The sequence below is a fragment of the Corynebacterium sp. NML98-0116 genome, from assembly GCF_001767255.1.
In the GTDB taxonomy this organism is placed as follows: Bacteria; Actinomycetota; Actinomycetes; order Mycobacteriales; family Mycobacteriaceae; genus Corynebacterium; species Corynebacterium pseudogenitalium.
Genome location: NZ_CP017639.1, coordinates 767,520 through 790,245 on the forward strand (window position 1 = coordinate 767,520; position 22,726 = coordinate 790,245).

The 22,726-nt window shown below is 60.8% G+C and carries 20 protein-coding genes; 7 read left to right on the forward strand and 13 right to left on the reverse strand.

Features of this window, described 5'->3' with window-relative positions:
* Positions 1–68 precede the first annotated feature (68 nt).
* A complete protein-coding gene (locus tag BJP05_RS03335) occupies positions 69–545 on the forward strand; it encodes an RDD family protein (RefSeq protein WP_070362177.1) in 477 nt (158 codons plus the stop codon).
* On the opposite strand, the gene BJP05_RS03340 is transcribed toward BJP05_RS03335, so the two are convergent.
* The 8 genes from BJP05_RS03340 to sucB all read right to left on the reverse strand — a co-directional run bounded on the left by BJP05_RS03340 (position 542) and on the right by sucB (position 11,088).
* Positions 542–1,807: a threonine/serine exporter ThrE family protein gene (locus BJP05_RS03340; RefSeq protein WP_084028564.1), complete on the reverse strand. Its 1,266-nt coding sequence runs from the start codon at positions 1,805–1,807 to the stop codon at positions 542–544. The genes BJP05_RS03335 and BJP05_RS03340 overlap by 4 nt on opposite strands.
* Before the next feature lie 2 nt (positions 1,808–1,809).
* Positions 1,810–2,598 carry a DUF4191 domain-containing protein gene (locus BJP05_RS03345; RefSeq protein ID WP_070362178.1) on the reverse strand — a complete coding sequence of 263 codons (789 nt, stop codon included), beginning with the start codon at positions 2,596–2,598 and terminating at the stop codon, positions 1,810–1,812.
* Between the two features lie 51 nt (positions 2,599–2,649).
* Positions 2,650–3,696, reverse strand: coding sequence for a lipoyl synthase (gene lipA / locus BJP05_RS03350; protein WP_070363464.1), 1,047 nt, complete (start codon positions 3,694–3,696; stop codon positions 2,650–2,652).
* A gap of 39 nt (positions 3,697–3,735) precedes the next feature.
* Positions 3,736–4,536, reverse strand: a complete 801-nt coding sequence (lipB, locus tag BJP05_RS03355; protein WP_070362179.1) for a lipoyl(octanoyl) transferase LipB — start codon at positions 4,534–4,536, stop codon at positions 3,736–3,738.
* A gap of 18 nt (positions 4,537–4,554) precedes the next feature.
* Positions 4,555–4,947 (reverse strand): glycine cleavage system protein GcvH, encoded by a 393-nt coding sequence (gene gcvH / locus BJP05_RS03360; protein WP_084028565.1) that lies wholly within the window; start codon positions 4,945–4,947, stop codon positions 4,555–4,557.
* Between the two features lie 2 nt (positions 4,948–4,949).
* A complete protein-coding gene (gene gcvT, locus BJP05_RS03365; protein WP_070363465.1) occupies positions 4,950–6,017 on the reverse strand; it encodes a glycine cleavage system aminomethyltransferase GcvT in 1,068 nt (355 codons plus the stop codon).
* Between the two features lie 12 nt (positions 6,018–6,029).
* Positions 6,030–8,888 (reverse strand): aminomethyl-transferring glycine dehydrogenase, encoded by a 2,859-nt coding sequence (gene gcvP, locus BJP05_RS03370; protein WP_070362181.1) that lies wholly within the window; start codon positions 8,886–8,888, stop codon positions 6,030–6,032.
* Positions 8,889–9,054: 166 nt separating this feature from the next.
* Positions 9,055–11,088 carry a 2-oxoglutarate dehydrogenase, E2 component, dihydrolipoamide succinyltransferase gene (sucB, locus tag BJP05_RS03375; protein WP_070362182.1) on the reverse strand — a complete coding sequence of 678 codons (2,034 nt, stop codon included), beginning with the start codon at positions 11,086–11,088 and terminating at the stop codon, positions 9,055–9,057.
* A 156-nt stretch (positions 11,089–11,244) separates the two neighbouring features.
* On the opposite strand from sucB, the gene BJP05_RS03380 reads away from it, so the two are divergent.
* Entirely contained in the window at positions 11,245–11,640 is a 396-nt protein-coding gene (locus BJP05_RS03380; protein ID WP_070363466.1) for an oxidoreductase, read from the forward strand.
* Positions 11,641–11,649: 9 nt separating this feature from the next.
* Here the strand turns inward: BJP05_RS03380 and BJP05_RS03385 are convergent, their stop codons facing one another.
* Positions 11,650–13,140 carry a leucyl aminopeptidase gene (locus tag BJP05_RS03385; protein ID WP_070362183.1) on the reverse strand — a complete coding sequence of 497 codons (1,491 nt, stop codon included), beginning with the start codon at positions 13,138–13,140 and terminating at the stop codon, positions 11,650–11,652.
* A gap of 147 nt (positions 13,141–13,287) precedes the next feature.
* Between BJP05_RS03385 and BJP05_RS03390 the strand changes: the two genes are divergently transcribed.
* Positions 13,288–14,403 carry a branched-chain amino acid aminotransferase gene (locus tag BJP05_RS03390; RefSeq protein ID WP_070362184.1) on the forward strand — a complete coding sequence of 372 codons (1,116 nt, stop codon included), beginning with the start codon at positions 13,288–13,290 and terminating at the stop codon, positions 14,401–14,403.
* Between the two features lie 7 nt (positions 14,404–14,410).
* On the opposite strand, the gene BJP05_RS03395 is transcribed toward BJP05_RS03390, so the two are convergent.
* The gene (locus BJP05_RS03395; protein ID WP_070362185.1) at positions 14,411–15,409 is read right to left on the reverse strand and encodes a nicotinate-nucleotide--dimethylbenzimidazole phosphoribosyltransferase; all 999 of its coding nucleotides are present in this window, start codon (positions 15,407–15,409) and stop codon (positions 14,411–14,413) included.
* A gap of 18 nt (positions 15,410–15,427) precedes the next feature.
* On the reverse strand, positions 15,428–16,135 hold the full coding sequence (locus BJP05_RS03400) for a DUF3043 domain-containing protein (RefSeq protein WP_070362186.1): 708 nt from the start codon (positions 16,133–16,135) through the stop codon (positions 15,428–15,430).
* Between the two features lie 150 nt (positions 16,136–16,285).
* Here BJP05_RS03400 and BJP05_RS03405 point away from each other — a divergent pair, with 150 nt between their 5' ends.
* Positions 16,286–16,630, forward strand: coding sequence for an iron-sulfur cluster assembly accessory protein (locus tag BJP05_RS03405; RefSeq protein WP_070362187.1), 345 nt, complete (start codon positions 16,286–16,288; stop codon positions 16,628–16,630).
* Between the two features lie 77 nt (positions 16,631–16,707).
* Here BJP05_RS03405 and BJP05_RS03410 read toward each other — a convergent pair whose 3' ends face one another.
* Positions 16,708–17,700, reverse strand: coding sequence for a S41 family peptidase (locus tag BJP05_RS03410; protein ID WP_205634845.1), 993 nt, complete (start codon positions 17,698–17,700; stop codon positions 16,708–16,710).
* A gap of 13 nt (positions 17,701–17,713) precedes the next feature.
* Positions 17,714–19,636, reverse strand: coding sequence for an asparagine synthase (glutamine-hydrolyzing) (gene asnB, locus BJP05_RS03415; RefSeq protein WP_070362188.1), 1,923 nt, complete (start codon positions 19,634–19,636; stop codon positions 17,714–17,716).
* 436 nt (positions 19,637–20,072) lie between these two features.
* On the opposite strand from asnB, the gene BJP05_RS03420 reads away from it, so the two are divergent.
* The 3 genes from BJP05_RS03420 to BJP05_RS03430 all read left to right on the forward strand — a co-directional run bounded on the left by BJP05_RS03420 (position 20,073) and on the right by BJP05_RS03430 (position 22,692).
* A complete protein-coding gene (locus BJP05_RS03420) occupies positions 20,073–21,167 on the forward strand; it encodes a cytochrome c oxidase subunit II (protein ID WP_070362189.1) in 1,095 nt (364 codons plus the stop codon).
* A 17-nt stretch (positions 21,168–21,184) separates the two neighbouring features.
* Entirely contained in the window at positions 21,185–21,616 is a 432-nt protein-coding gene (locus tag BJP05_RS03425) for a cytochrome c oxidase subunit 4 (RefSeq protein WP_070362190.1), read from the forward strand.
* 455 nt (positions 21,617–22,071) lie between these two features.
* Complete coding sequence (locus tag BJP05_RS03430; RefSeq protein ID WP_205634846.1) at positions 22,072–22,692, forward strand: heme-copper oxidase subunit III; 621 nt, start codon at positions 22,072–22,074, stop codon at positions 22,690–22,692.
* Positions 22,693–22,726 lie beyond the last annotated feature (34 nt).

Genomic DNA, 22,726 nt, shown 5'->3' on the forward strand with positions numbered 1-22,726 from the left:
CGCACAATTCTAGCGTGTAGCTCCCGCTCTGTAACAGCTTTCCAGGAAAAGAGGATAGGCTATGTCGCATGTCTGCACCCCAAGGAAAACGATGGCTCGACGGCCCGGAGCTTCCCGGCCAGTTCAAAGGCGATGATGCGATCCCTGACTACCCGGGGCAGTTCCTTGGGCTGCCGAAGGAGGGCGCGGGCGCGCAGGCGTCGGTGGCGCGACGCATGGGCGGCGTCGCGATCGACTGGGCAATTGCCTGGGCGGCTGCAGCGATCATTCATGCCAACACCACCGTTTTCGGTGGCACATCGACGTTGACGTATCTGTTGTGGATCGTGTTGGGCATCATTTGCGGTTGGTTATTTGCACGCACGCCGGGCATGGCGATCCTCGGGATGGGGGTGGCCCGCGTCGACGCGGAAGAGCCCGTCGGGCTGTGGCGCGCGGCAGTGCGCACGCTGCTCACTGCGTTCATTCTGCCCGCAGCGCTTGTCGACGCCGACGGCCGCGGCATGCACGATCGTGCCACGAACACGACCGTGATCCGCAGCTAAGGCTCGTCCAGCGGGCGGAATTCCACGGTGCGCTGGAACGCCCAGTTCTTGTCAGTGAGCAGACGGGCCACCGTCAGGCCTCCAGAGAGGAACAATACCGTGAGCACGACGGCGGTAGTCGAGTCGATTGCCGCGGAGATATTGCCGTTCGTGATCTGGTGCAGCGCCGCGTAAATGGTGGGGCCGGGGATCATGACCACGGCTGCGGGGATGGTCACCGTGGTGCGCGGCACCCGAAAGTGTTGGCCCAGCCAGGAACCAAGAATGCCGATCACGAGAGTCCCCAGCAGGCAGGCGAGGAAGTATTCCACGTGGGCGTCGACAAGCATGAGGCGCAACACATTGGCGACGGTGCCGAGCGTGGCTGCCAAAAGTGTCATCCTGCGTGAGGCATTAAACAAAATAGCGAACCCACCCACGGAGACGAAGCTGGCGAGCGCCGCAGCCCCGTAAAACGCAGGATCCGGGGTTGTGCTGACCGTACTGGGGGCGGGCGCATCGGTGACCATCGCGATGACCGCGACCGTCAGCATCATGGTGATGACCACTTCGAGTGCGAAGAAGAGCCTCGGCAGCCCCGAGGTGAAGTCGAAGCGGGAGAGATCCATCAAAGAAACGAACAGGGGAAAGCCCGGCACAAGGTACAAAATCGCGGGGACGAAGCCCGCGGAGAGCTCAAAGTCGGAGTGGGGAAGCGCCCACGCGAGCGCCAGGAACAGCAACGTTGACACCAGGGCCGCTGCCATCACGACGCCTAGTTGCAGGAGGTGTCGACGCCCCAATCGCAGACGGACGTACTGGCCCACACCAGCCGCAATAATCACCAGCAGCGCGGTGAAGAACGAGAAGTGGTTCAGTACAGCGAAGCCACCGCACGCAAGGCCAGCCGCGCAGCTGGAGGTCAGCGGACCCCAACGTGGAGTAGGGATCGCCTCAATCTCGTCAATGGCAGCGTTGATTTCTTCCGCGGTGGTGTAGCGGTGCATCTCGTGCTTGGTGAGGTTCTCGAGCGCCTCGATGCGCGACGCGTTCACCCCGGGCAGCGGAAGATCAGCCACGAGCGTGCGGAAATTATCACCGCGGTGGACAGTGCACGTGATCGTGTCGAAGCCGACGACCACGTCGGCGTCGTCGAAGTGCATCGCGCGGGCACAACGCTTCACGGCGCGGGTGACCCGGTAGCCGGGAGCGCCCGCGGACAACAAAAGAGCGCCGAGGCGCAGCGCGGTGCTGGCCTCGACGCCCATGTCGAAGGAAGACATACTTACTTGCCTTGACGCTGCTGCATTCGGCGCATACGGCGGTTCATACCCGCCATGTTCTGGGCCTGCTTCGGCAGCGGGCCGCCAGGCAGACCAGGCATCTGGCCAGGCTGCGTACGAGCGTCCATGGCCTCGAGCTTCGCGCTCATGGAGTAGACGTCATCCTTGCGGTAGTGGCGTGGCAGCTTCATCAAGTGCTTCTGCAGGTCACGTACTGCAACCTGGCCTTCGCCTTCGCCCACGTACACCTCGTGGATCGGCACGCCTGCCAGTAGGCGGTCCACGCGGCGGGACTCCTTCTTCATCAGGGTGCGTAGGCGGTTCTCGTTGCCCTCACCGACCAGGATGACGCCTGGCAGGCCAATCACGCGGTGCACGGTATCCATATGGGTGTTGGCCTGCACACCGGTCTTGGTGATCCACACCATGCCGATGGTGTTGCGCAGGTTCTCCAACGTCCAACCGGCAACGCCCGGGGTGTCACCGACCTCGTCGTACATCGAGCGCTCCAAGCGGCGGGTGAACATCCACATCGCCAGCACGGTACCGAACGCCAAGCCGAGCGCCAGCATGTACCACTGGCCGCCCCAAATGAGGCCGATCAAGAAGAAAAGCAGACCCATGCCAAGCAGGCAGGCCAGCATAATCGGGATGAGCTTCTTATCCCGCTTGCGCTGAATCTGAAACGCCTGCCAAATCTGGCTACGTGTCTGCTTTCCCTTTGCGCGCTTCGCGGCGCGCTCCTGCTTCTTCGCAGCCTTCAGGGCTGCCTTATCCTTCGACTGAGCCATGCCGTCAACTCTATGTCACGAACATGGCCGGACCAAAGTGGCCAAAGCGGGTTAGGAACGTGTTGCTACCGGGTGATCCTTCGAAGCACCGTACTTCTCCAGGAGCGTCGAGGCTTCCTGGGCAGTATCGCCCTTCGAGGTTTCCGCCAGGTGGCGCAGGTTTTCCGGCAACTCCAGGCCGCGGTGCTCCATCGCCTCGACGTAGAGCTTGCCCGCGCGGTATGAGGAGCGCACCAGTGGACCCGACATGACGGCGCCGAAGCCCATCTCGTAGGCCGCGTCGCGGTACTCGATGAACTCTTCGGGCTTTACCCAACGGTCGATCGGGTGGTACATCGGGCCGGGGCGCAGGTACTGGGTGATCGTGATGATGTCAGTGCCGGCGTCAACAAGGTCTTGCAGCGCCTGCATGACCTCTTCCTGGGTCTCACCCATGCCCAGGATCAGGTTGGACTTGGTGATCAAACCGAAGTCGCGCGCCTGGCGGATGACGTCCAGAGAGCGGTCGTAGCGGAACGCCGGGCGGATGCGCTTAAAGATGCGCGGGACCGTCTCCACGTTGTGCGCGAAGACCTCCGGACGAGCTTCAAAGACCTCCTGGAGCAGATCCGGCTTGCCGGAAAAGTCCGGGGTGAGATTTTCGACGCCAGTATGCGGGTTGAGCTCGTGAATCTTGCGCACAACCTCCGCATACAGCCACGCGCCCTCATCCTCGAGGTCGTCGCGGGTCACACCGGTGATGGTGGAGTAGTTCAGGTTCATCTCGCGAACTGACTCCGCCACACGCTGCGGCTCGTTGACGTCGAGCGGCTCGGGCTTCGCCGAGTTGATCTGGCAGAAGTCACAGCGACGAGAGCAGTTCGCGCCACCGATCAGGAATGTCGCCTCGCGCGACTCCCAGCACTCGTGAATGTTGGGGCAGCCGGCCTCCTGGCACACGGTGTGAAGGGACGCGCCCTTCACCTTCTTTTTCATGTCCTCGTACTCAGGGCCGGTCTTGACCGCGTTGCGGATCCAACGCGGTTTCGACTCGATAGGGGTCTGGGCGTTGCGTTTTTCTACGCGAAGTAGTTTGCGTCCTTCTGGTGCAATAGTCACGCCGTCCACCGTAACGGACAGCCCCTCCAAAGTCGAGGTTTAATGGGAGGCTCGCCTTACATCTCGACGTTTGAGCCCCTTCGTCGGATCCGGTGCCGAACCAAAGCTGTGGTCGGCCACCACGAGCTCGCCTGCAAGGGCGCGCTTGAGGGCGTCGAGCAGCGGAGCGGTCATCTCCTCAGGTGTGACGTCGCGGCCGAGCTCCAGGCTCATCGTGGTCACGTCGGCGTCGTCGATGCCGCACGCAACGATGTGGCCGTAGTGCTCCAAGGTGTTGTCGCAGTTCAGCGCGAGCCCATGCATGGTCACTCCGCGGGTGATACGGATACCCAACGCCGCGATCTTCCTATCGCGGTGCGACGCCGAGCTATCCGCCGCGTCGACGGTTTTTGGCACCCAGACTCCGGAGCGGCCGTCGATACGCCCGGCGGCATGTACCCCCGCCTTGCGCACCGTCTCGATGATGGCCTCCTCCAGGCGGCGCACGTAGTCCACGACGTCTACCGGTTGGGCAAGCTTGATGATGGGGTAGAGGACAAGCTGGCCCTCGCCGTGCCACGTGATACGGCCGCCACGGTCAACGTCGACGACGGGGACCGGGTACGACGGATCCGGCAAGTCCTCCGGCTGGGTTCGCTTGCCCGCGGTAAACACCGAGGGGTGCTGCAGCACCAGCACCGTGTCCGGGATCTCGTCTGCCGCTCGCTGCTTGGCCAAGTCCGCCTGGAGGTGCCAGGCCTCCTCATAATCAACGAGCCCCAGCTCGCGCACATCAATAGGCGCGGCTGAGGCCCGAATGGATTTGTCGGCAGGGAAGAACGGATCGCGTGGAGCTGTCATGCCTGCCAACGATAGTCGCTAGTTTTCGACACCGTTAGCGGCAGCGTACTCGTCCGCCGTCATCAGTGGACCAACCTCCTCGACCTCAACCTCGAAGAGCCAGCCAGCACCGAACGGGTCCTCGTTGATGGCCTCGTAGGCGCCATCAATGTCCTCGTTGACCGCGGTCACCGTGCCAGTCACCGGGGCGTACAGGTCAGACACCGACTTCGTCGATTCCACCTCACCGCACGTCTCACCAGACGTGACCTGGTCGCCGACCTGCGGTAGCTCAGCGAACACGACCTCGCCGAGGCGATCCGCCGCAACGTTCGTGATGCCTACGCGCACCTTGGTGCCAGCAGCGTCCTCAGGGCGAGCGTTGATCCACTCGTGGTCCTCCGAGTAGTAAAAATCAGGGTTCAAAGACATGATTACTGGTCCTTTCGGGAATAGAACGGTGTGTCCACAATAGTAAACGGATAGCGGCGGCCGCGGATATCAATCTCAACATCCGTGCCAACCTCGGCGTGCGCTGGGTCGATGTGTGCGAGCGCCACCGGACGCTGCAGCGTGGGCGAAGGCTGCCCGGAGGTGACGACGCCGATGCGCGTATCGCCCAGGTAGATCTCGGCACCCTCGCGAGCGGCGCGACGCTGCTCCGACGACAGGCCGGCAATAACCACCGAGGGCTCGCGGCTGACAAGCGCGTCCTTGCCCACGAAGTCCGCCTCTTTCTTCGCAAACGCGCGGCCCATCCCGGCCTCGACCGGGGTGATCTCGCGGGAAAGCTCGTGGCCGTACAGCGGCATCGACGCCTCGAGCCGCAGGGAGTCGCGCGCAGCCAGGCCACACGGCGTCGCGTTCGGTGCGAGAGCGTCCCAGATCGCGCGGGCGTCTTCGCGGTCGCAGTAGATCTCGAAGCCGTCCTCGCCGGTGTAGCCGGTTCGGGCGACCAAGACGTCGCAGTCACCGAAGCGCATCGGTGCCGCCGAGTAGTACGCCAAGGCACCGGCGTCGCCGTCGAGGTGCGAAGCGATCGTCGATAAGGAATCAGGGCCCTGCACCGCAACAAGCGCGACGTCCGCGCTACGGTTCGTCAGCTCTACATCGAAGTTTGCTGCGCGCTTTTGGAATGCCTCCCACACCGCGGGCGTGTTGCCAGCGTTCGGCACGACCAGGAAGTGATCGTCTGCGAGGCGGTAGGAGATCAAATCGTCGATGATGCCGCCATCTTCGGCCACGATCATCGAGTACTTCGCCTTGCCAACACGCAACGTAGACAGCGTGGAAATCAACGTGTAGTCCAAAAACTCCGCAGCCTGGGGGCCGCGTACATCAATCTCGCCCATGTGGGAGAGATCAAAGATGCCGACGCGCTCGCGCACCGCACGGTGCTCCGCAAGCTCGTTGTCGTACTTCAGCGGCATGTTCCAGCCACCGAAGTCCGTAAAGGAAGCACCAAGCTCCTCATGCGCTGCAAACAAAGGGGTCTCAGCCATCACAATCACTCCTTACTTTTCCGCACTCGCTGAACTTTCAGAAATATCAAACGCCTCCGGCGGCGGGCAGGAGCACACCAGGTTGCGGTCGCCGTACGCCTCATCAATGCGGCGCACAGGCGGGAAGTACTTCTCGCGCACCAAGCGCTCTACCGGGTAGGCGGCCTGCTCGCGGGAGAACTCGTAGTCCCACGCGGTGCCAGCGACGCTGTGCGCGGTAAACGGCGCATGGTGCAGGACGGAGGCCTCGTAGGACACCTTGCCGTCGATGATCTCCTGGATCTCCGCGCGGATGGAACGCATCGCCTCGATGAAGCGATCCAGCTCGTCCAAATCCTCGGACTCGGTCGGCTCCACCATCAGCGTGCCCGCCACCGGGAACGCCAGGGTAGGGGCGTGGAAGCCGTAGTCCACCAGGCGCTTCGCCACATCCGCCGCGGTCACGCCCGAGCGGTCCGTCAGCTCGCGCAGGTCAAGGATGCACTCGTGGCCCACCAGCCCGTGCTCGCCGGTGTAGAGGATCGGGAAGGAATCATGCAGCTCGTTCGCCACGTAGTTCGCCGCCAGCACCGCATGCGCAGTTGCGGATGCCAACCCCTCCGCACCACTCATCGCGATGTAGGACCACGCGATCTGCAGCACGCCCGCCGAGCCGAACTTCGCCGCGGCTACCGGCACACCCTCACCAACCGGGGCAGGGTTGGCCGCGTGCGTTGGATCTACGTTCGGGTCCGTCGGCAGGAACGGAATCAGGTGCTCTGCCACACCAATCGGGCCGACTCCCGGCCCGCCGCCACCGTGCGGAATCGTAAACGTCTTATGCAGGTTCAGGTGCGATACGTCGCCACCGAAGTCGCCCGGCCGCGCAAGCCCAGTCAACGCGTTCATGTTCGCGCCATCGATGTAGACCTGGCCGCCCACCGCGTGGACCTTCTCTGCGACCGCCTGCACCGTGTCCTCGTACACGCCGTGCGTGGACGGGTACGTGACCATAATCGCCGCGACGTGCTCGCCGTGCTGCTCAAGCTTCGCATCCAAGTCAGCCAGGTCGATCGAGCCATCCTCCGCAGTCTTCACGACGACCACCCGAAGGTTCGCCAGCGTCGCCGACGCAGCGTTCGTACCGTGCGCCGACGCCGGGATCAAGCAGATGTCACGGCCATGGTCACCACGGGAAACGTGGTAGCGGCGAATCGCCAACAGGCCAGCCAGCTCGCCCGTCGCTCCCGAGTTTGGCTGCATAGATACCTCGGCGTATCCGGTGATTTCGACAAGCCAGGCGCGGAGCTCGTCGATAAGCTCCCTCCAACCAGCCGTGAAGCGATCCGGTGTGTACGGGTGCACGTTCGCGAATGCTGGCCACGTGATGGTCTCCAGCCCCGCGGTCGGGTTCAGCTTCATCGTGCAGGAACCCAGCGGGATCATCGTGCGATCCAGCGCGAGGTCCTTGTCGCCGAGCTTGCGGATGTAGCGCATCATCTGCGTCTCAGAATGCACCGAGTTGAAGTTCGGGTGCGTCATGAACTCTGTTGTGCGGCGCAGCGCCTCGGGCAGCGTGGACGGCGCCTCGTGAGCAACCGTGTCGACACCGAAGCCAGCGAGCAGCGCCGCGAGGTCGTCCTCCGAAGTGTCCTCACCGAAGGAGACACCCACCGTGGTCGCGTCAATCGGGCGCACCAGGTAACCGGCATCCGCCAAGCGCTCGCACACTGCCTCGGAGCTGTCCACGACGACGGCCACCGTGTCGAAGAATGCGTCGTGCTTGACCTCGATACCCGCGTCACGCAGGGACTTGGCGAAGCGCGCCGCCCAGTCATGCACCTGAGCAGCGATTGCCTCAAGACCGCGTGGGCCGTGGTACACGGCGTACATCGACGCTGTCACCGCGAGCAACGCCTGCGCGGTACAGATGTTGGAGGTCGCGCGCTCGCGACGAATATGCTGCTCACGGGTCTGCAGCGCCAGGCGGTAGGCAGGAGTGCCCTCCGCGTCCTTCGACACACCCACCAGGCGGCCCGGCAGCTGGCGCTTCATCTTCTCCTTGACCGCCATGTACGCGGCGTGCGGGCCACCGTAGAACAGCGGAACGCCGAAGCGCTGCGTGGACCCGATCGCGATATCCGCGCCAAGCTCACCAGGGGACTCCAGCAGCGTCAGCGCAAGAATATCCGCATCCACCGCGACCAAGCCCCCGCGCTCGTGCACCGCCTCGACCACCGCGCGAGGATCAACCACGTCGCCCTCGGTGCCGGGGTAGGCCACGATGGCACCCACGAGGCCCTCTCCCACGACCCCCTCACGCAGGTCAACGACCTCCACCTCGAGGTCAAGCGTGCGAGCACGCTCCGATGCGACCCGCAACACCTGCGGGTGCAGGCGCGCATCCAGCAGCACCGTCCGACCCTTGCGCACTGCGCGAGCCATCAAGCCGACAGCCTCCGCAGCCGCCGAAGCCTCATCCAGCAGGGAAGCGTTCGCAATGTCCAGGCCGGTCAGGTCCTGCACCATAGTTTGGAAGTTCAGCAGTGCCTCAAGGCGACCCTGTGAAATCTCAGGCTGGTACGGCGTATACGCCGTGTACCACCCAGCATCCTCGACCACACCGCGCCGAATTACCGGCGGCGTCAACGTCGACGAGTACCCCTGGCCGTAGAACGCCTTGAGCACCTCATTTTTCGACGCCAACTCCCGCAACCGATCCTGCGCCTGGTATTCCGTGAGCGGGGCGGGAAGGTTGAGTGGCCCTTGAAGTAGCAGATCGGCGGGGATCGCGGCAGTGGTCAGCGCCTCGAGTGAGTCGTAGCCGACTTTCGCGAGCATCGCCTCCGTTTCCTGCGTGTCCGGACCGATATGGCGGGTGATGTAATCCAAGATCTACTCCTTTGGTAGTTCTGAACCTGATGTCGTGAATAGTCTACGGGGCAAAACTGGCCTGGGTCGGCCAGTCAGCTGAAAATATGCAGAGGTGAAAACAGCGGTGGCCCCAACACCGTATTGGCATTGGGGCCACCGCTAAGATTCCTCATCTTGACCTGTTTTAGAGGTCTAGGTCGTCTTCAAAGCCGCCGGTTTCGATGCGGTCCTTGATCGTGGTGACGAAGCGGCCTGCATCTGCGCCGTCGATCAGCTGGTGATCGTAGGTGAATGGCAGGTAGCACATCTGGCGGATCGCGATGGAGTCGCTACCTTCCTCTGTAACGATGACCGGGCGCTTCTCAATCGCCGCGGTACCCAGGATGCCTGCCTGTGGCGGGGTGAGCACCGGCGTATCCAGCAGTGCACCTTCGGAACCTATGTTGGTCACCGTGAACGTTGCACCAGACAGGTCGTCCGGGCGCAGCTTCTTGTTGCGTGCGCGGGTCGCCAGGTCGTTGATAGCTTGCGCGATCTGCGCCAGGTTCAGGTCCTGTGCACGCTTGATCACCGGCACGAGCAGGCCCTGTGGCGTATCCACTGCGACACCAATATTGACGTCCTCGTGGTAGGTGATCTCCTTCTTCTCCGCATTGTAGGACGCGTTGACGTTCGGGTGGGAGATCAGGGCCTCGGCCGTCGCCTTGATGAAGAACGCGAGGTAGGTGATGTTGGCGTCGTGCTTCTTGATGAACTCCGGCTTCACGCGCTTGCGCAGCTCTGCGATGCGGGTGACATCGACTTCCTGAACGTGCGTGAGCTGAGCCGTGGTCTGCAGCGACTCGACCATCTTCGCAGCGGTGATCTCGCGGATGCGATTGACCTTCTGGGTGGTGCCGATCAGCGACTGCTTCTCCGGATCCACGGACTTGGTGGACCAGTTGGAGCGTGCGCCCTTCTTTTCCTCGGACTTCGGAGCCGATGCCTCGGTCTTGTCGTCGGATCCACCCTTCGCCGCAGCGATCACGTCCTGCTTGCGGATTCGGCCACCAACGCCAGTGCCCTCGACCGTGGAAAGATCAACGCCGTGCTTTTCTGCCAGCTTGCGCACGAGCGGGGTGACGTACGGGAGGGAACCGTCGGACTTGTTCACCTTGGTCGAAGCCTGCGATGCAGGCTTCTCGTCCTTCGGCTTCTCCTCCTTAGGCTCTTCAGCCTTCGGGGCTTCCTTCTTTTCTTCCTTGGGTTCTTCCTTTGTCTCTTCGGCCTTTGGAGCTTCCTTTTCAGCTGGCTTGGCGTCAGCGTCGCCGATGCGGGCGATGACTTCGCCGACCTCGACGGTGTCGTCTTCCTCAGCGAGGATCTCTACGAGGGTGCCTGCGACAGGGGAAGGAATCTCGGTATCGACCTTGTCGGTGGAGACCTCGAGCAGTGGCTCGTCGACCTCGACGGTGTCGCCGACTTCCTTCAGCCAGGTGGTGATGGTGCCTTCGGTGACGGATTCGCCGAGCTCAGGCATGGAGACGTCGGTAGCGTCGCCGGAGGCTGGCTTGTCAGCCTTCTCTTCCTCCGGAGCTTCCTTCTTTTCTTCCTTTGGCTCTTCGGCCTTTGGAGCTTCCTTTTCAGCTGGCTTGGCGTCAGCGTCGCCGATGCGGGCGATGACTTCGCCGACCTCGACGGTGTCGTCTTCCTCAGCGAGGATCTCTACGAGGGTGCCTGCGACAGGGGAAGGAATCTCGGTATCGACCTTGTCGGTGGAGACCTCGAGCAGTGGCTCGTCGACCTCGACGGTGTCGCCGACTTCCTTCAGCCAGGTGGTGATGGTGCCTTCGGTGACGGATTCGCCAAGCTCAGGCATGGAGACGTCGGTGGCGTCGCCGGAGGAAGGCTTGTCAGCCTTCTCTTCCTCCGGAGCTTTCTTTGGCTCCTCTTCTTCCTGAGGCTCCTCGTCCTTTGCCGAGTCCGATGCCGGGGCTTCGCCTTCTTCGCCGATAATCACAATCACGTCACCGACATCAACGGTGTCGTCTTCCTCGGCCTTAATCTCGAGGATTACACCGGCGACAGGGGAAGGAATCTCCGTGTCGACCTTATCGGTGGAAACCTCCAGCAATGGTTCGTCGACCTCTACCTTGTCGCCGACTTCCTTCAGCCAGGTGGTGATAGTGCCTTCCGTGACGGATTCGCCCAGCTCAGGCATCTCGACAGAGTGCGCCATAATTTAGTCTCCTCGCAGATACATTTTCGTAGAAGCTATACAGGTCAATAGCGTACCTGTCACCGAAGACTTTCGTGCCTTTCGGGGGCAACTAATTTGTTGAAGGCCACCAAACGCAGAATTGGGGCGTCGAGAAATATCCGTATGATGAGAGAAGTGTTTAACCTGTTCGGCAAGCGGAAGAAGCAGACCACCTTCAAACCCCCACGCGCGCCCGGCGAAACCATCCGGCCGGAAGACGCTGCCTACCTCCAGGAATGGGTTGCGCAGCGTGCCTTCGTTGAGGGGTTTGTTGAGCCGGAAACGATGGTCAACGAGATGTCCGTCGTGCTTGTCGATGAAGAGGGCAACTACACCCGCCGGCGCATCGGAGGTCCCAAAGGTATCGACGCCGTCGCTACGCTGCTGAATATATCTCTTTATGACGTCGAAGAGACCGGGTACCCGGACCGGATGCGTCGCAAGATGGAGCAAGAACGCATCCTGCGGAAGCGAGCGGAACAGAAAGAACGCCGCGCCAAGTTTGAGCGCGGCGAACATCCCTTTTCCTAAATCCGGGGACTAGTTGGCTTCAGCAATGCTGCGAAGCGTTGCAACGATCGTGCGCAGCGGGGCGCCGGTCGCGCGCTTCGGCGTGTAGCCGCGTGGCGAGCCACCGTTCCACGCCGGGCCGGCGACGTCGATGTGCACCCACTCGGTGTCCTCGCCGACGAAGCGAGACAGGTACAGGCCAGCGAACAGCATGCCGCCGGTACGGGCATTGTGGACGTTGCGGATATCGGCGACGGGGGACTTCAGCTCTTCTTCCTGTTCCTCCAGCAGTGGCATCGCCCAGGCCTGCTCGCCAACCTCGCGGCCCAGCGCAGCGACGCGGTCGCGGAACTCATCAGAGCCCATGACGCCGGCAGTGCGGTTGCCGAGGGCGACGAGCTGAGCGCCGGTCAGCGTGGACGTCTCAATCATGAAGTCAGGGTTATCTTCAGCCGCGCGTGCCATCGCGTCTGCCAGCACGAGGCGGCCTTCAGCATCGGTGTTGAGTACCTCGCTGGTGATGCCGCCGTAGTGGCGAATCACGTCGCCTGGGCGGGTGGCAGTGCCGGATGGCATGTTCTCCGCGAGTGGCAGCCAGGCGTCGACCGCAACATCCAGGTTGAGGCGGGCAGCTGCAACAATTGCGCCGAACTGAGCAGCAGAGCCGCCCATGTCGGAAATCATGTCCTCCATCTTTGCACCCGGCTTGAGGGAGATGCCGCCGGTATCGAAGGTGATGCCCTTGCCAACCAACGCGACAGAGGACTTCGACGCGGAAGGCGTCCACTTCAGGTGCACCAGGCGCGGCGCGCGGGCGGAGCCTTTGCCGACCGCGAGGATGCCGCCGAAGCCCTGCTCCTCAAGCTGCTTCTCGTCGAACACCTCGACCTCGAGTCCAACCTGCTTGCCGACGTTCTCGATGAGCTCCGCATACACGGCAGGGTAGAGGTGGTTCGACGGCGTGTTCACAAGATCGCGCGCCAGCATGACCGACTCGGCGAGAATCACTGCCTGGTCGAATGCTTCCTTTTCGTCGTCCTTGCCTACAACGGTGACGTCGGTAAGCCCGTGCTCGCCGTCGCAGCCGCACTGGCACGGGGCCTTGAAGCCTTTGTACTTGTACGCGCCGAGCAGCAGGCCCTCCACGACGGGGGCGACGCCGAACTCAGTCGAGATTACCGCAGACTCCGTGCCGTACAGTGTGCGAGCCAGAGAACCGACAGCGCGACGGACAGTCTCATCATCAATCTCATCGGCGTTGCCGAGGCCAAAGGCGATGACCAGCTTCCCGTCAACGACCACGCGGGTGATCTCGCCGGCGGTGCCCTTCGCGCCGACTGTCTCCAGTGCCTCGAGAGCACCCTTCGGTGCCAGGGAGGTCACTGGGACCTCAACCTTCGAGTCATCCGAGGTCACGGGTAGCAAGAGGGCAGCGGTGTCGCTCGGAGCGGACGTCGAAAAGTTGAGGGAGACGGAGTCGCCCCGGACCGGGAGCAGCGATTCAGGAACCGAAAAAGTCATGAGTACATGCGCCTTTCTTAAGATTATTGAACATCGCCAAGGGTACCTGGAATAAGGGACGCGTGGCGCGGGGCAAGCAATTTGCGCATGCAAGAAAATATGGAATTCTGGTTCCAAAGAGTGGAATCGGGGAGTAGGGTGGTCTGCATGACTCAAGGCACACCATTTGAAATTATCCCGAATCCGAACAAGGCAACTGACGAAGAGCGCAATGCAGTGCTCGCAAACCCAGCCTTCGGGCAAGAGTTTACTGACCACATGGTCTCCATCGACTGGGACGAGGCCAACGGCTGGCATAACGCGCAGGTCCGCCCGTACGGGCCGATCTCGCTGGACCCGGCGACCAACGTCTTCCACTACGGGCAGGCGATCTTCGAAGGCCTGAAGGCATACCGTCACCACGACGGCTCGATCACGACGTTCCGCCCCGAGCAGAATGCGACGCGTTTTGCCCATTCCGCGCATCGCCTGGCAATGCCTGAGTTGCCGGAGGATCTGTTCATCGAGTCGCTGCAGCAGCTGGTGACGATTGATAAGGACTGGGTCCCCGAAGCTGGTGGAGAAGCGGCGCTGTACCTGCGTCCATTTATGATCGGAACCGAGAAGACGCTCGGGGTGAAGCCCTCGAGCACCTACACCTATTACCTCATTGCATCCCCAGCTGGCGCCTACTTCTCCGGCGGCGTCAAGCCCGTCAGCGTGTGGATCTCCGAAGAATACGTCCGCGCGGCGCCCGGCGGCACCGGTGACGCCAAGTTCGCCGGCAACTACGCGGGTTCCCTGCTCGCGCAGGCCGAGGCAGAAGAAAAGGGCTGCGACCAGGTTGTCTGGCTCGACGCCATTGAGCGCAAGTACATCGAAGAGATGGGCGGCATGAACCTCATGTTCGTCGAGGGCAGCGGGAAGGACGCGAAGTTGATCACCCCAGCACTGTCCGGTTCCCTCCTGGCGGGCATCACCCGCAAATCGCTGCTGCAGGTTGCGGAAGACCTCGGCTACAGCACCGAGGAGCGCAAGATCACGGTGGAGCAGTGGCACAAGGGCGCTGAAAACGGCACCATCAGTGAGACGCTTGCATGCGGTACCGCAGCGGTGATCACTCCGGTCGGGCGCGTGCTGAGCCGCCACGGTGAGTTCACCGTAAACAACAATGAGGCCGGCACCATCACCATGCAGCTGCGCGAGCGCCTGCGCGGTATCCAGGACGGCTCGGTCGAAGACGTCCACGGCTGGAACCACACGCTCGTCCCAGCCGAGAACTAGAGGGATCTCAGGCCGGGGCGCTCTCTGGGGCCTCCGGCCCGAGCACTGTAGTAACGAGCTCAGAAGCCAGGTTGATTTGCGGCAGCGCTGCGAGCGCGCCCACTCCCTGGTTGAGCGACAAGTCCAGTGCCAGCACCGGAATGATATCGAGGGCCTGGAGCGCCAGCATCTGGGCGGGTTCCGGACTGAGCTGGCCCGCCATGATCCACTGCTTAGTGCCGGGTGCGAGGCGCTCGGCGGCGTAGGCGGCGACGGTGGCGTAGAGGCCGTCGAAAAGTACGGGGGTTCGACGAACCGCGGCCTGCGCGAACATACCGACAAGGAACGCGAAATCTGGCCCCGAAAGCTCGGCAAGGACGCGGGGGACGTCGTCACTAAAGGTGCGCACCCGGAACATGGCGTCCCGAATTGCCGCAACTTTCACTTTCCAGATGTTGTCGTCGATGCCCGAGCCGCGCCCGATGACCTTGACCGGCTCGGTGCGCGACAGCGCGCCATAGACGGCGGCGGCGACCGTCGAATTGCCGACGCCAATGTCTCCAGGAATGAACAGGTCAACTCCACTGTCTACGCCCTGGTCAACGACGCGAGCACCGTGCGCGACTGCCTGCTCGAACGCCTCGGGCGTCATGGAGGCTTGCCGGTCTATCGCGCCTGTCGGCAGCGTTAAGTAGTCATTAATCTGAATAATCGACGCGCCCGCGGCTTCCGCTGCAACACGAGCGACACCGCCACCTGCCGCAATCTGCTTTACGGCGGTCCAGGCGGCGTCGTGTGGTTGCGCGGAAATACCGCGTGCTGCGACACCGTGGTTACCGGCGACAAGCACGCACTGCGGCTGACGGAACGCAACCGGGCGCGTACGGTTTTGCACCGAGGCAGTCCACTCCGCAATCGTTCCCACGCGACCGAGACCGCGCCCCTCCGGGCTGCGCAGTAGTTCGCGGGCAAGCTCGCGGCGCAGGGTTTCGCTTGGATGCTCAATCGGGTCGAATGCAACAGCCATGAAACGTCCTTTACCCAGTTAGTTCACGGTCTCGCCGATGCGCACCTGTGGCTTCGGCGAGCGCCACTTCCGCGGCTGCGACGCGCGAGAGAACGCGTACATACCAAGGCCGAAGCCGGTATCAGCCGTACCAGGGAACTTCGCGCGCACAGCGTTGTTCGCACGCTTGCCGATCAGGAATGCCTCACCAAGAATCAGCACGATAAACACCATCGGCAAAATAGCGATGGCGCCGGCGATCTCCGGGTACCAGGAGCCGATGAAGAGAATGAGGAACAGCAGGATCGCCAGCGGCATCGCGTAGTTGTTCATGAAGCGGCGCGAATCTACCCAGTCGCGGACGAAGCGGCGGGTTTCGCCACGGTCGCGGTCCATGAGGTAGCGCTCGTCGCCAGCGTCCATCTTGGCTTGGACCTCGCGATTGTGCTTCTTCGCCTCTTCGCGCTGCTGCTTCTTGTATGCCTTCCACTCCTCCTTCGACATCGACTTCTTCAGCTCTTTATTCTTCTGGTACTGCTGAGCGGGAGTCGTCGCGTTGGGGTCGCGGACCACGCCGCGCTTAATCTCCTGATCAAGGCGCTTCGGCGTCGGCCGACCCTTCGGAGGGGTGTAGCCCTTCGGGTACTTCTTCGCGGGTTCCGCGTCGGTTTCGGGAGTCTCCGCTCGATTCGCTGCGGCAGCAGCGGCGGCTGGAGCCTCATCAGATTTCTGCCAAGGAAGTTTCACGCTATACAGGCTACAAGGCCGTCCCCGAAAGTGGGGAATAAGCGCCCGCTCCCATACGCTGTAGACGATGACGGTGTGATGCGAGTACGCTAGTGCCACACTCCGAAGCACGCATCTTGCGTGAAGATATTCGCTAAGCAAGGAGAAAGAATGACTGCACCTACCTCTGCCACGGGCGTGACCCTTACTGAAGCAGCGGCTGCAAAGGCGAAGGCTCTGCTCGACCAGGAAGGCCGCGACGACCTTTCGCTTCGCATTGCTGTTCAGCCAGGTGGCTGCGCTGGCCTGCGCTACCAGCTGTACTTTGACGACCGCGAGCTCGACGGCGACAAGGCTGACGTTGTCGGGGGTGTGCGCCTCGTCGTGGACAAGATGAGCGTGCCGTACCTCACCGGTGCAACGATCGATTTCGCTGACACCATCGAGCAGCAGGGCTTCACCATCGACAACCCGAACGCAGGCTCGGCCTGCGCCTGTGGCGACAGCTTCAACTAAGCAGTAGCTTTTCGACGCCAACACCCCGCGCCCTCCTCATGATTGAAGATAGGCGCGGGGTGTTTCGTCTGCGTGGACTAGTTGCAACCGTGCTCGGTCGAGAGCCAATGTTTGGCCTCTTCGAGCGGCGTCTCCGTTTCGACGTCGGGCTGCACCGGATCGTCGGCGAACTCCTCACCAGTGCGCGCCTTGTCCTTCGCGATAGTCAGCATCAGCAGGCTGCCGTCTGGGAAGTCGTACACCATGTTTGCCGACGCGTAGCCCGCAGTAGGCGAGCCGAAACTGCGGGAGTGCTCAAGTCCCCGGAACGACAGCATCGTGGCCTCGCCCGACGAAGCAGTGTCGCCATCGACTAAGACCGCCACCGGCGCATCCCACTTCCCGCCAGAAGTCGTGATCGGGGTGCCGCCGCCGGTCACCGAGTTCCCCTCAACCGTGACCTGCGTGGTGTTCGTCCGCGATACGAACTCGAGTGCCGTGCCGTCCGGCAACAGTGAGGAGAGGCCTGAGACCATTGGACCCATGTCGCCTCCGTCGTTGCCACGCAGGTCAACGACCGCCCCGCATGCCCCGGCATCACGTGCGGAAGCCAGACCTGTTGCGAGCGTGTCTGCGTAGCCCTGCACATCATCGTGCTGATCGACGCCAGGCACGGTTGCCACCGCAACGCGGCCCTCGACGCTGACTGCGGCTTCCGACTTCTCTTCCATAGTCCAGCCGAGGTTAGGGTTACCAGGTTCAATCAGACGGGAGTGCTTCCCGCCAGCAGCTTTGACTGCGTCCTCGAGGGCGGGGTAAACGTCGTGAAGCGTATCAGCCTGCTTTGCGGCCTCCTTTGCGCGGGCCTTCGCCTCCTCGAACTCTGTCGAGTCGGCGTAGATGCCCTGCTCGGCGAGCGCGAGCACCGTCGCGCTATACCGCTTCGGCGTCTGTGTCCCCGCGAAACGAGCGGTGCCCGTCAGCATCGCGGTGAGCGTCGGACCGTAGACGAACGCCACGGCGCCAACTGCAAGCAGTAACGCGCTGAGCATCGCAACGATGGTGGTCAGTACTCGTTTCTTGGTCCACATGAGCAGGTCCTCCTTAAAGCTGAACCGGGTATTCCTTGTGCTCGATGCCCGGATCAATGCGATGCTCGACAAAAATGCCGTGCCAGATCATAAACGCAAGCACCGTCCAAAGGCGACGCGAATGATCGGAAACACCGTCACGGTGCTCCTTGAGCATCTCCAGCACCTGGTCCTTGGCGAAGATATGGTCGGTCTGCGAATCACGGATCGTGTCCTGCGCCCAACCAAAGAGCTCATCGCCGGCCAGCCAGTGGCGCATCGGAACAGGGAATCCCAGCTTCTTGCGGTGGAGAACATGCGGCGGAACGATCTGCTCCATCGCCTTACGCAACGCGTACTTGGTGGTGCCGTGCGCGATCTTCTGGTCGTACGGAATCGTCTGTGCGACCTCAAAGACCTCCTTATCCAGGAACGGCACGCGCAACTCCAGCGAGTTCGCCATGTTCATCTTGTCCGCCTTGACCAAGATATCGCCGCGCATCCAGGTAAACAGGTCCAAGTTTTGCATCCGGGCAACTGGATCCATCTCTGTCGATGTGGCGTAAATCGGCGCGGTGACCTCGCGGTGGTCCCAATCATGCTTCGCCCAAGGCAGCACACGCTGTAGTTGCTCGAAGTTAAAGGAACGAGCGTTACCGTAGTAACGGTCCTCCATTGGGGTCGTACCGCGTTCGAGTAAGCTCTTGCCCTTCATGCCTTCCGGCAGCACACGGCTTAGCCTGTTCAGTCCCCGTAGAAGAGGCGTCGGCAACTTCTCGAACGGCGCGAGCGACAGCGGTTCCTTATAGATGGTGTACCCACCGAACAGCTCGTCGGCACCCTCACCCGAGAGCACCACCTTGACGTGCTTGCGGGCCTCCTGTGCGACGAAGAACAGCGGGACAAGCGAAGGGTCCGCGACCGGATCATCGAGGTACCACATGATCTTCGGCACCGCGTCCGCGTACTCTTCAGGCGAGACAATCTTCACGATGTGCTCAACACCAATCGCCTCAGCGGACTCCGCAGCCACGTCTACCTCGGAGTAGCCCTCGCGCTCGAAGCCGGTGGTAAACGTCAGCAAGTTTGGATTGTGCCTCTTCGCCAGGGCCGCAATCGCTGTCGAATCAATGCCGCCCGAGAGGAAGGAGCCGACGGTGACGTCCGCTCGCATATGCTTCTCGACGGAGTCTTCGAGCGCCTGAGCGATCCTGTCGTAAAGCTTCTGCTCTTGACCTTGTGGGATTTGCTGTGGCTTGAAGTGTGGTTTGAAGTAGCGCTCCGATGTGACTTCACCGCCAGGCGTCAGTGACACCGTGCAGCCAGACTCCACACGTCGAATGCTCTCGTGCAACGTTTCTGGTTCGGGAACATACTGCAGGTCAACGTAGTGCTCGATAGCTCGCCGATATAGGTCGAGACCAATCTCCAGCTCTGGAGCCATTTCTAGGATGGACTTTTTCTCGGAAGCGAACACAGTGCCTACCGGGGTAGTAGCGTAAAACAAGGGCTTAATGCCGAATTGATCACGTGCCGCGAACATACGCTGTGTCTCGGTGTCCCAAATGACAAACGCGAACATGCCTCGCAGGTGTTCGACAACCTTCTCTCCCCAGTGGTGGAAGCCAACAACGATTGGCTCGCCGTCCCCCGAGGTATTGAAATCGTAGCCTGCCTCCTGCAGTTCCTCGCGAAGCTCGATGTAGTTATAAATCTCGCCGTTGAACGTCAGCGCGTAGCGCTCCGGATTCTCCTTCGGGCCCCAGCGTAGGGGTTGGTGAGAATGCTCGAGATCGATAATGGCAAGGCGGTTGAAACCAAAAACGGCGTGGTCGTCGTTCCAGGTGCCGGCGGCATCAGGGCCACGGTGATACATGCAGGGCAACGCACGTTCCGCGGCTTCCACGAAGCTTGCGGCATTGCTGTTTGTGGTGAGTAGAGCCAACAGGCCACACATAGACTTGAAAACCTCTCCTATATATAAGGTGTACGCAGCCGTGCGGAGTGCTGGGCCACGAAGCATTTCTTCCAATCAACAATAGGGTTTTCTGTAGGAGATGCGCGAACCAACGAAACCAGCGCCAAAATGCGGAAATTCTTCATCCTTTATTCGGTCCCCAAAAGGGGGCCAACTTATGGTTGAGCAATTTGAGTGAAAAATAAAGCTCTTACCAGGACGTTTGTACCGTTTTATGCAAAACCCGTTGAGTGCACGGCTTTTGCATACACGGTAAAAGATGTCAGCTGACCACGAATGCTTACCTCGACTCAAAATCAAAAGAATTCAGAGGCGATGCGCCTTATCCACTATTCTGACGGAGTAACAATGCTTGGGCGCACCTGTTTGTGCGTCCTGCCGTAAACAGCGAGTGTGGACAGGAAGGCAGACACACGTGGAAAAGGTAAAGGACCGCAACTTCGCGAAGAAAATCGCAGTTGCCGGATCGCTCCTGCTGGGCGGTCTCGCGCTGACGGGCTGTGAGGTTGCACCGCCAGAGGCGCTCTCGAAGGTGCTGGATATGGGTTGGCCAGATCCTGTTACCCCTGAGGGTGAGCAGATGTACAACTTCTGGGTATGGACCTGGGTTGCAGCATGGATTATCGGCATCATCATGTGGGGCTTGTTCCTCACTGCGATCTTCAAGTGGAACGCGAAGAGCCAGGAGAAGCGCGGCAAGTCTGAGTTCCCGAAGCAGCTCCAGTACAACGTGCCGCTGGAACTTGTGCTGACGATCATTCCGATCGTCATTGTTATGGTGCTCTTCTTCTTCACCGTCCAGGCGCAGACGAAGACTACAGCCCTCGGCAAGGACCCGAAGGTGACGGTTGACGTAACCGCATACCAGTGGAACTGGAAGTTTGGCTACGCAAACGTTGACGGCGAGTTCACCTCTAACGGTCAGGCATATGACGGTGTTGACACCGAGCGTCAGGCCAAGGCCGAGGCAACGAAGTACGACGACGAGAATATTAAGAACCCGAACCCGATCCACGGCACTTCTACCGGTGACCTCTCGTACCTCAATTTCAATGAGATTGAGACTCTCGGTACTACCGAAGAGGTTCCGGTGCTCGTCCTGCCAACCGATCGTGCGATTGAGTTCCGCCTCGCGTCCGGTGACGTGAACCACGCATTCTGGGTTCCTGAATTCCTCTTCAAGCGTGATACCTACGCTCACCCAGAGGTGAACCAGCAGCAGCGTGCATTCCAGATTGAGAAGATCGATAAGACTGGCGCATTCGTTGGTCGCTGTGCCGAGATGTGCGGTACTTACCACTCGATGATGAACTTCGAGGTTCGTGCCGTGACCCCAGAAAAGTTTGCTCAGTACATTCAGTTCCGTATTGACAACCCTGAGGCGCCAAACTCCGATGCGCTCGCATCTATCGGCGAAGCGCCGTACGCCACCTCCACACGTCCGTTCGTGTCTGACCGCCACGGCACCCGCGACGGCAACAACACCAACGACCCTAACGCGACGGTATAGAAAGAGAAGGCAGAGAAATGGCAACTGGTTCAAAAGTTTTCTACGCAATCGGTACCTTCCTGGCGCTGATGGCAGTCTTCTACATGATCAGCACAGCGTGGATTGGTGAAGATGCTTACCTCTACGGGCTCGAATGGGTCGGTGGCGTTGGCTTGGTTCTCGCTACTGCGCTCTGCTTCATGCTCGCTGTCTACCTCGACATCACCGAGCGTCGCATGGACGTTGTTCCGGAAGACTGGGAAGAGGCAGAGGTTGAAGATGGCGCAGGCGTGCTCGGCTTCTTCTCGCCAAGCTCCATCTGGCCGTTCGCAATGTCTGGTGCGGTTATGTTCCTCGGACTCGGAATTGCATTCTGGCAGCTGTGGCTCGTCGTGTTTGGCGCAGTATTCCTCGTGTGGACCACTACGCAGCTGAATCTGCAGTACGGTATCCCGCGCGAGAAGCACTAAAGATTCGCTGACCTCCCCGCCTTCGGGAGGTGTCGGCGAAAACTGATCCCCTTCAGCTAAGGCTGAGGGGGATTTTTGCTTGCTATTTTCATCCTTTCGGTTGAACTCATTCGTAACACTTGGGGGTCATACGAAAGTAGGTCTGCAGTCGAAAACGGCAGCGGTGTAATGTGAGTCCCATCACTATTGGGAACTTTTGAAACACCGCAAAGAATCGATGAAAAAGAATCCTGGATTGCCTAAAAATCAGCCGAAAGTGAGCTGAATGAAGTCGAGAAAGTTGTGACCTGCATTGATGTAGTCGGATGAGTGGCTAGAAAAGTTCCCGGTATTGCAGAAAGTTATTTCCTTCGAGCGCTATTAGGCCAGAAAAGGCAGGTTAGCGCGAAATCTGCCGGAAAGTTTGTGGGTGAAAGGAGATGACTTTGACCCGAAAACAGGGGATAATCACATGCGTGACGACCGCAATTTCTAACCAAGGTATGGCGACACCGCAGAATCGTGTCCCGGCGCTGAACCGACCAAACATGGTCAGCGTTGGCACGATCGCGTTCCTCGCCCAAGAGTTGATGTTCTTTGCCGGTTTGTTCGCGATGTATTTCACCTCGCGTGCAAACGGTATGACCGCAGGCGACTGGGATAACCAGACGGCACACCTGAACGTGATGTTCGGCTTGATCATCACGATCGTGCTTGTGTCTTCTTCCGTGACTTCTCAGTTCGGCGTATTTGCAGCAGAAAGGGGTGACGTTTTTGGGCTCCGCAAATGGTTCACGGTAACTATCGTGCTTGGCGTTGTCTTCCTCGGACTCGTGGCTTTCGAGTGGGGAGAAATGATCATGCACGGCGTGACCATTCAGGCGAGTGTCTTCGGGTCAGTGTTCTTCATCATCACTGGCTTCCACATGGCGCACGTGACCGCCGGCATCATTGCCTTCGTGGTTGTGCTGCTCCGCGTATCTAAGTCGAAGTTCACTCCGGCACAAGCTACTGCAGCAATGGTGACCTCTTACTACTGGCACTTTGTTGACGTAATTTGGGTCGGCGTCTTCATTACTCTGTATATCGTTCAATAGGTATCTGATACGTAGAGTCGCCGTCGAAATGACG

Bases quoted from the DNA above. Each gene is read 5' to 3' on its own strand.
- BJP05_RS03335 (WP_070362177.1), top strand. From the start codon at position 69: ATGTCTGCACCCCAAGGAAAACGATGGCTCGACGGCCCGGAGCTTCCC.
- BJP05_RS03340 (WP_084028564.1), bottom strand. From the start codon at position 1,807: ATGTCTTCCTTCGACATGGGCGTCGAGGCCAGCACCGCGCTGCGCCTC.
- BJP05_RS03345 (WP_070362178.1), bottom strand. From the start codon at position 2,598: ATGGCTCAGTCGAAGGATAAGGCAGCCCTGAAGGCTGCGAAGAAGCAG.
- lipB (WP_070362179.1), bottom strand. From the start codon at position 4,536: ATGACAGCTCCACGCGATCCGTTCTTCCCTGCCGACAAATCCATTCGG.
- gcvH (WP_084028565.1), bottom strand. From the start codon at position 4,947: ATGTCTTTGAACCCTGATTTTTACTACTCGGAGGACCACGAGTGGATC.
- gcvT (WP_070363465.1), bottom strand. From the start codon at position 6,017: ATGGCTGAGACCCCTTTGTTTGCAGCGCATGAGGAGCTTGGTGCTTCC.
- sucB (WP_070362182.1), bottom strand. From the start codon at position 11,088: ATGGCGCACTCTGTCGAGATGCCTGAGCTGGGCGAATCCGTCACGGAA.
- BJP05_RS03385 (WP_070362183.1), bottom strand. From the start codon at position 13,140: ATGACTTTTTCGGTTCCTGAATCGCTGCTCCCGGTCCGGGGCGACTCC.
- BJP05_RS03390 (WP_070362184.1), top strand. From the start codon at position 13,288: ATGACTCAAGGCACACCATTTGAAATTATCCCGAATCCGAACAAGGCA.
- BJP05_RS03395 (WP_070362185.1), bottom strand. From the start codon at position 15,409: ATGGCTGTTGCATTCGACCCGATTGAGCATCCAAGCGAAACCCTGCGC.
- BJP05_RS03405 (WP_070362187.1), top strand. From the start codon at position 16,286: ATGACTGCACCTACCTCTGCCACGGGCGTGACCCTTACTGAAGCAGCG.
- BJP05_RS03410 (WP_205634845.1), bottom strand. From the start codon at position 17,700: ATGTGGACCAAGAAACGAGTACTGACCACCATCGTTGCGATGCTCAGC.
- asnB (WP_070362188.1), bottom strand. From the start codon at position 19,636: ATGTGTGGCCTGTTGGCTCTACTCACCACAAACAGCAATGCCGCAAGC.
- BJP05_RS03425 (WP_070362190.1), top strand. From the start codon at position 21,185: ATGGCAACTGGTTCAAAAGTTTTCTACGCAATCGGTACCTTCCTGGCG.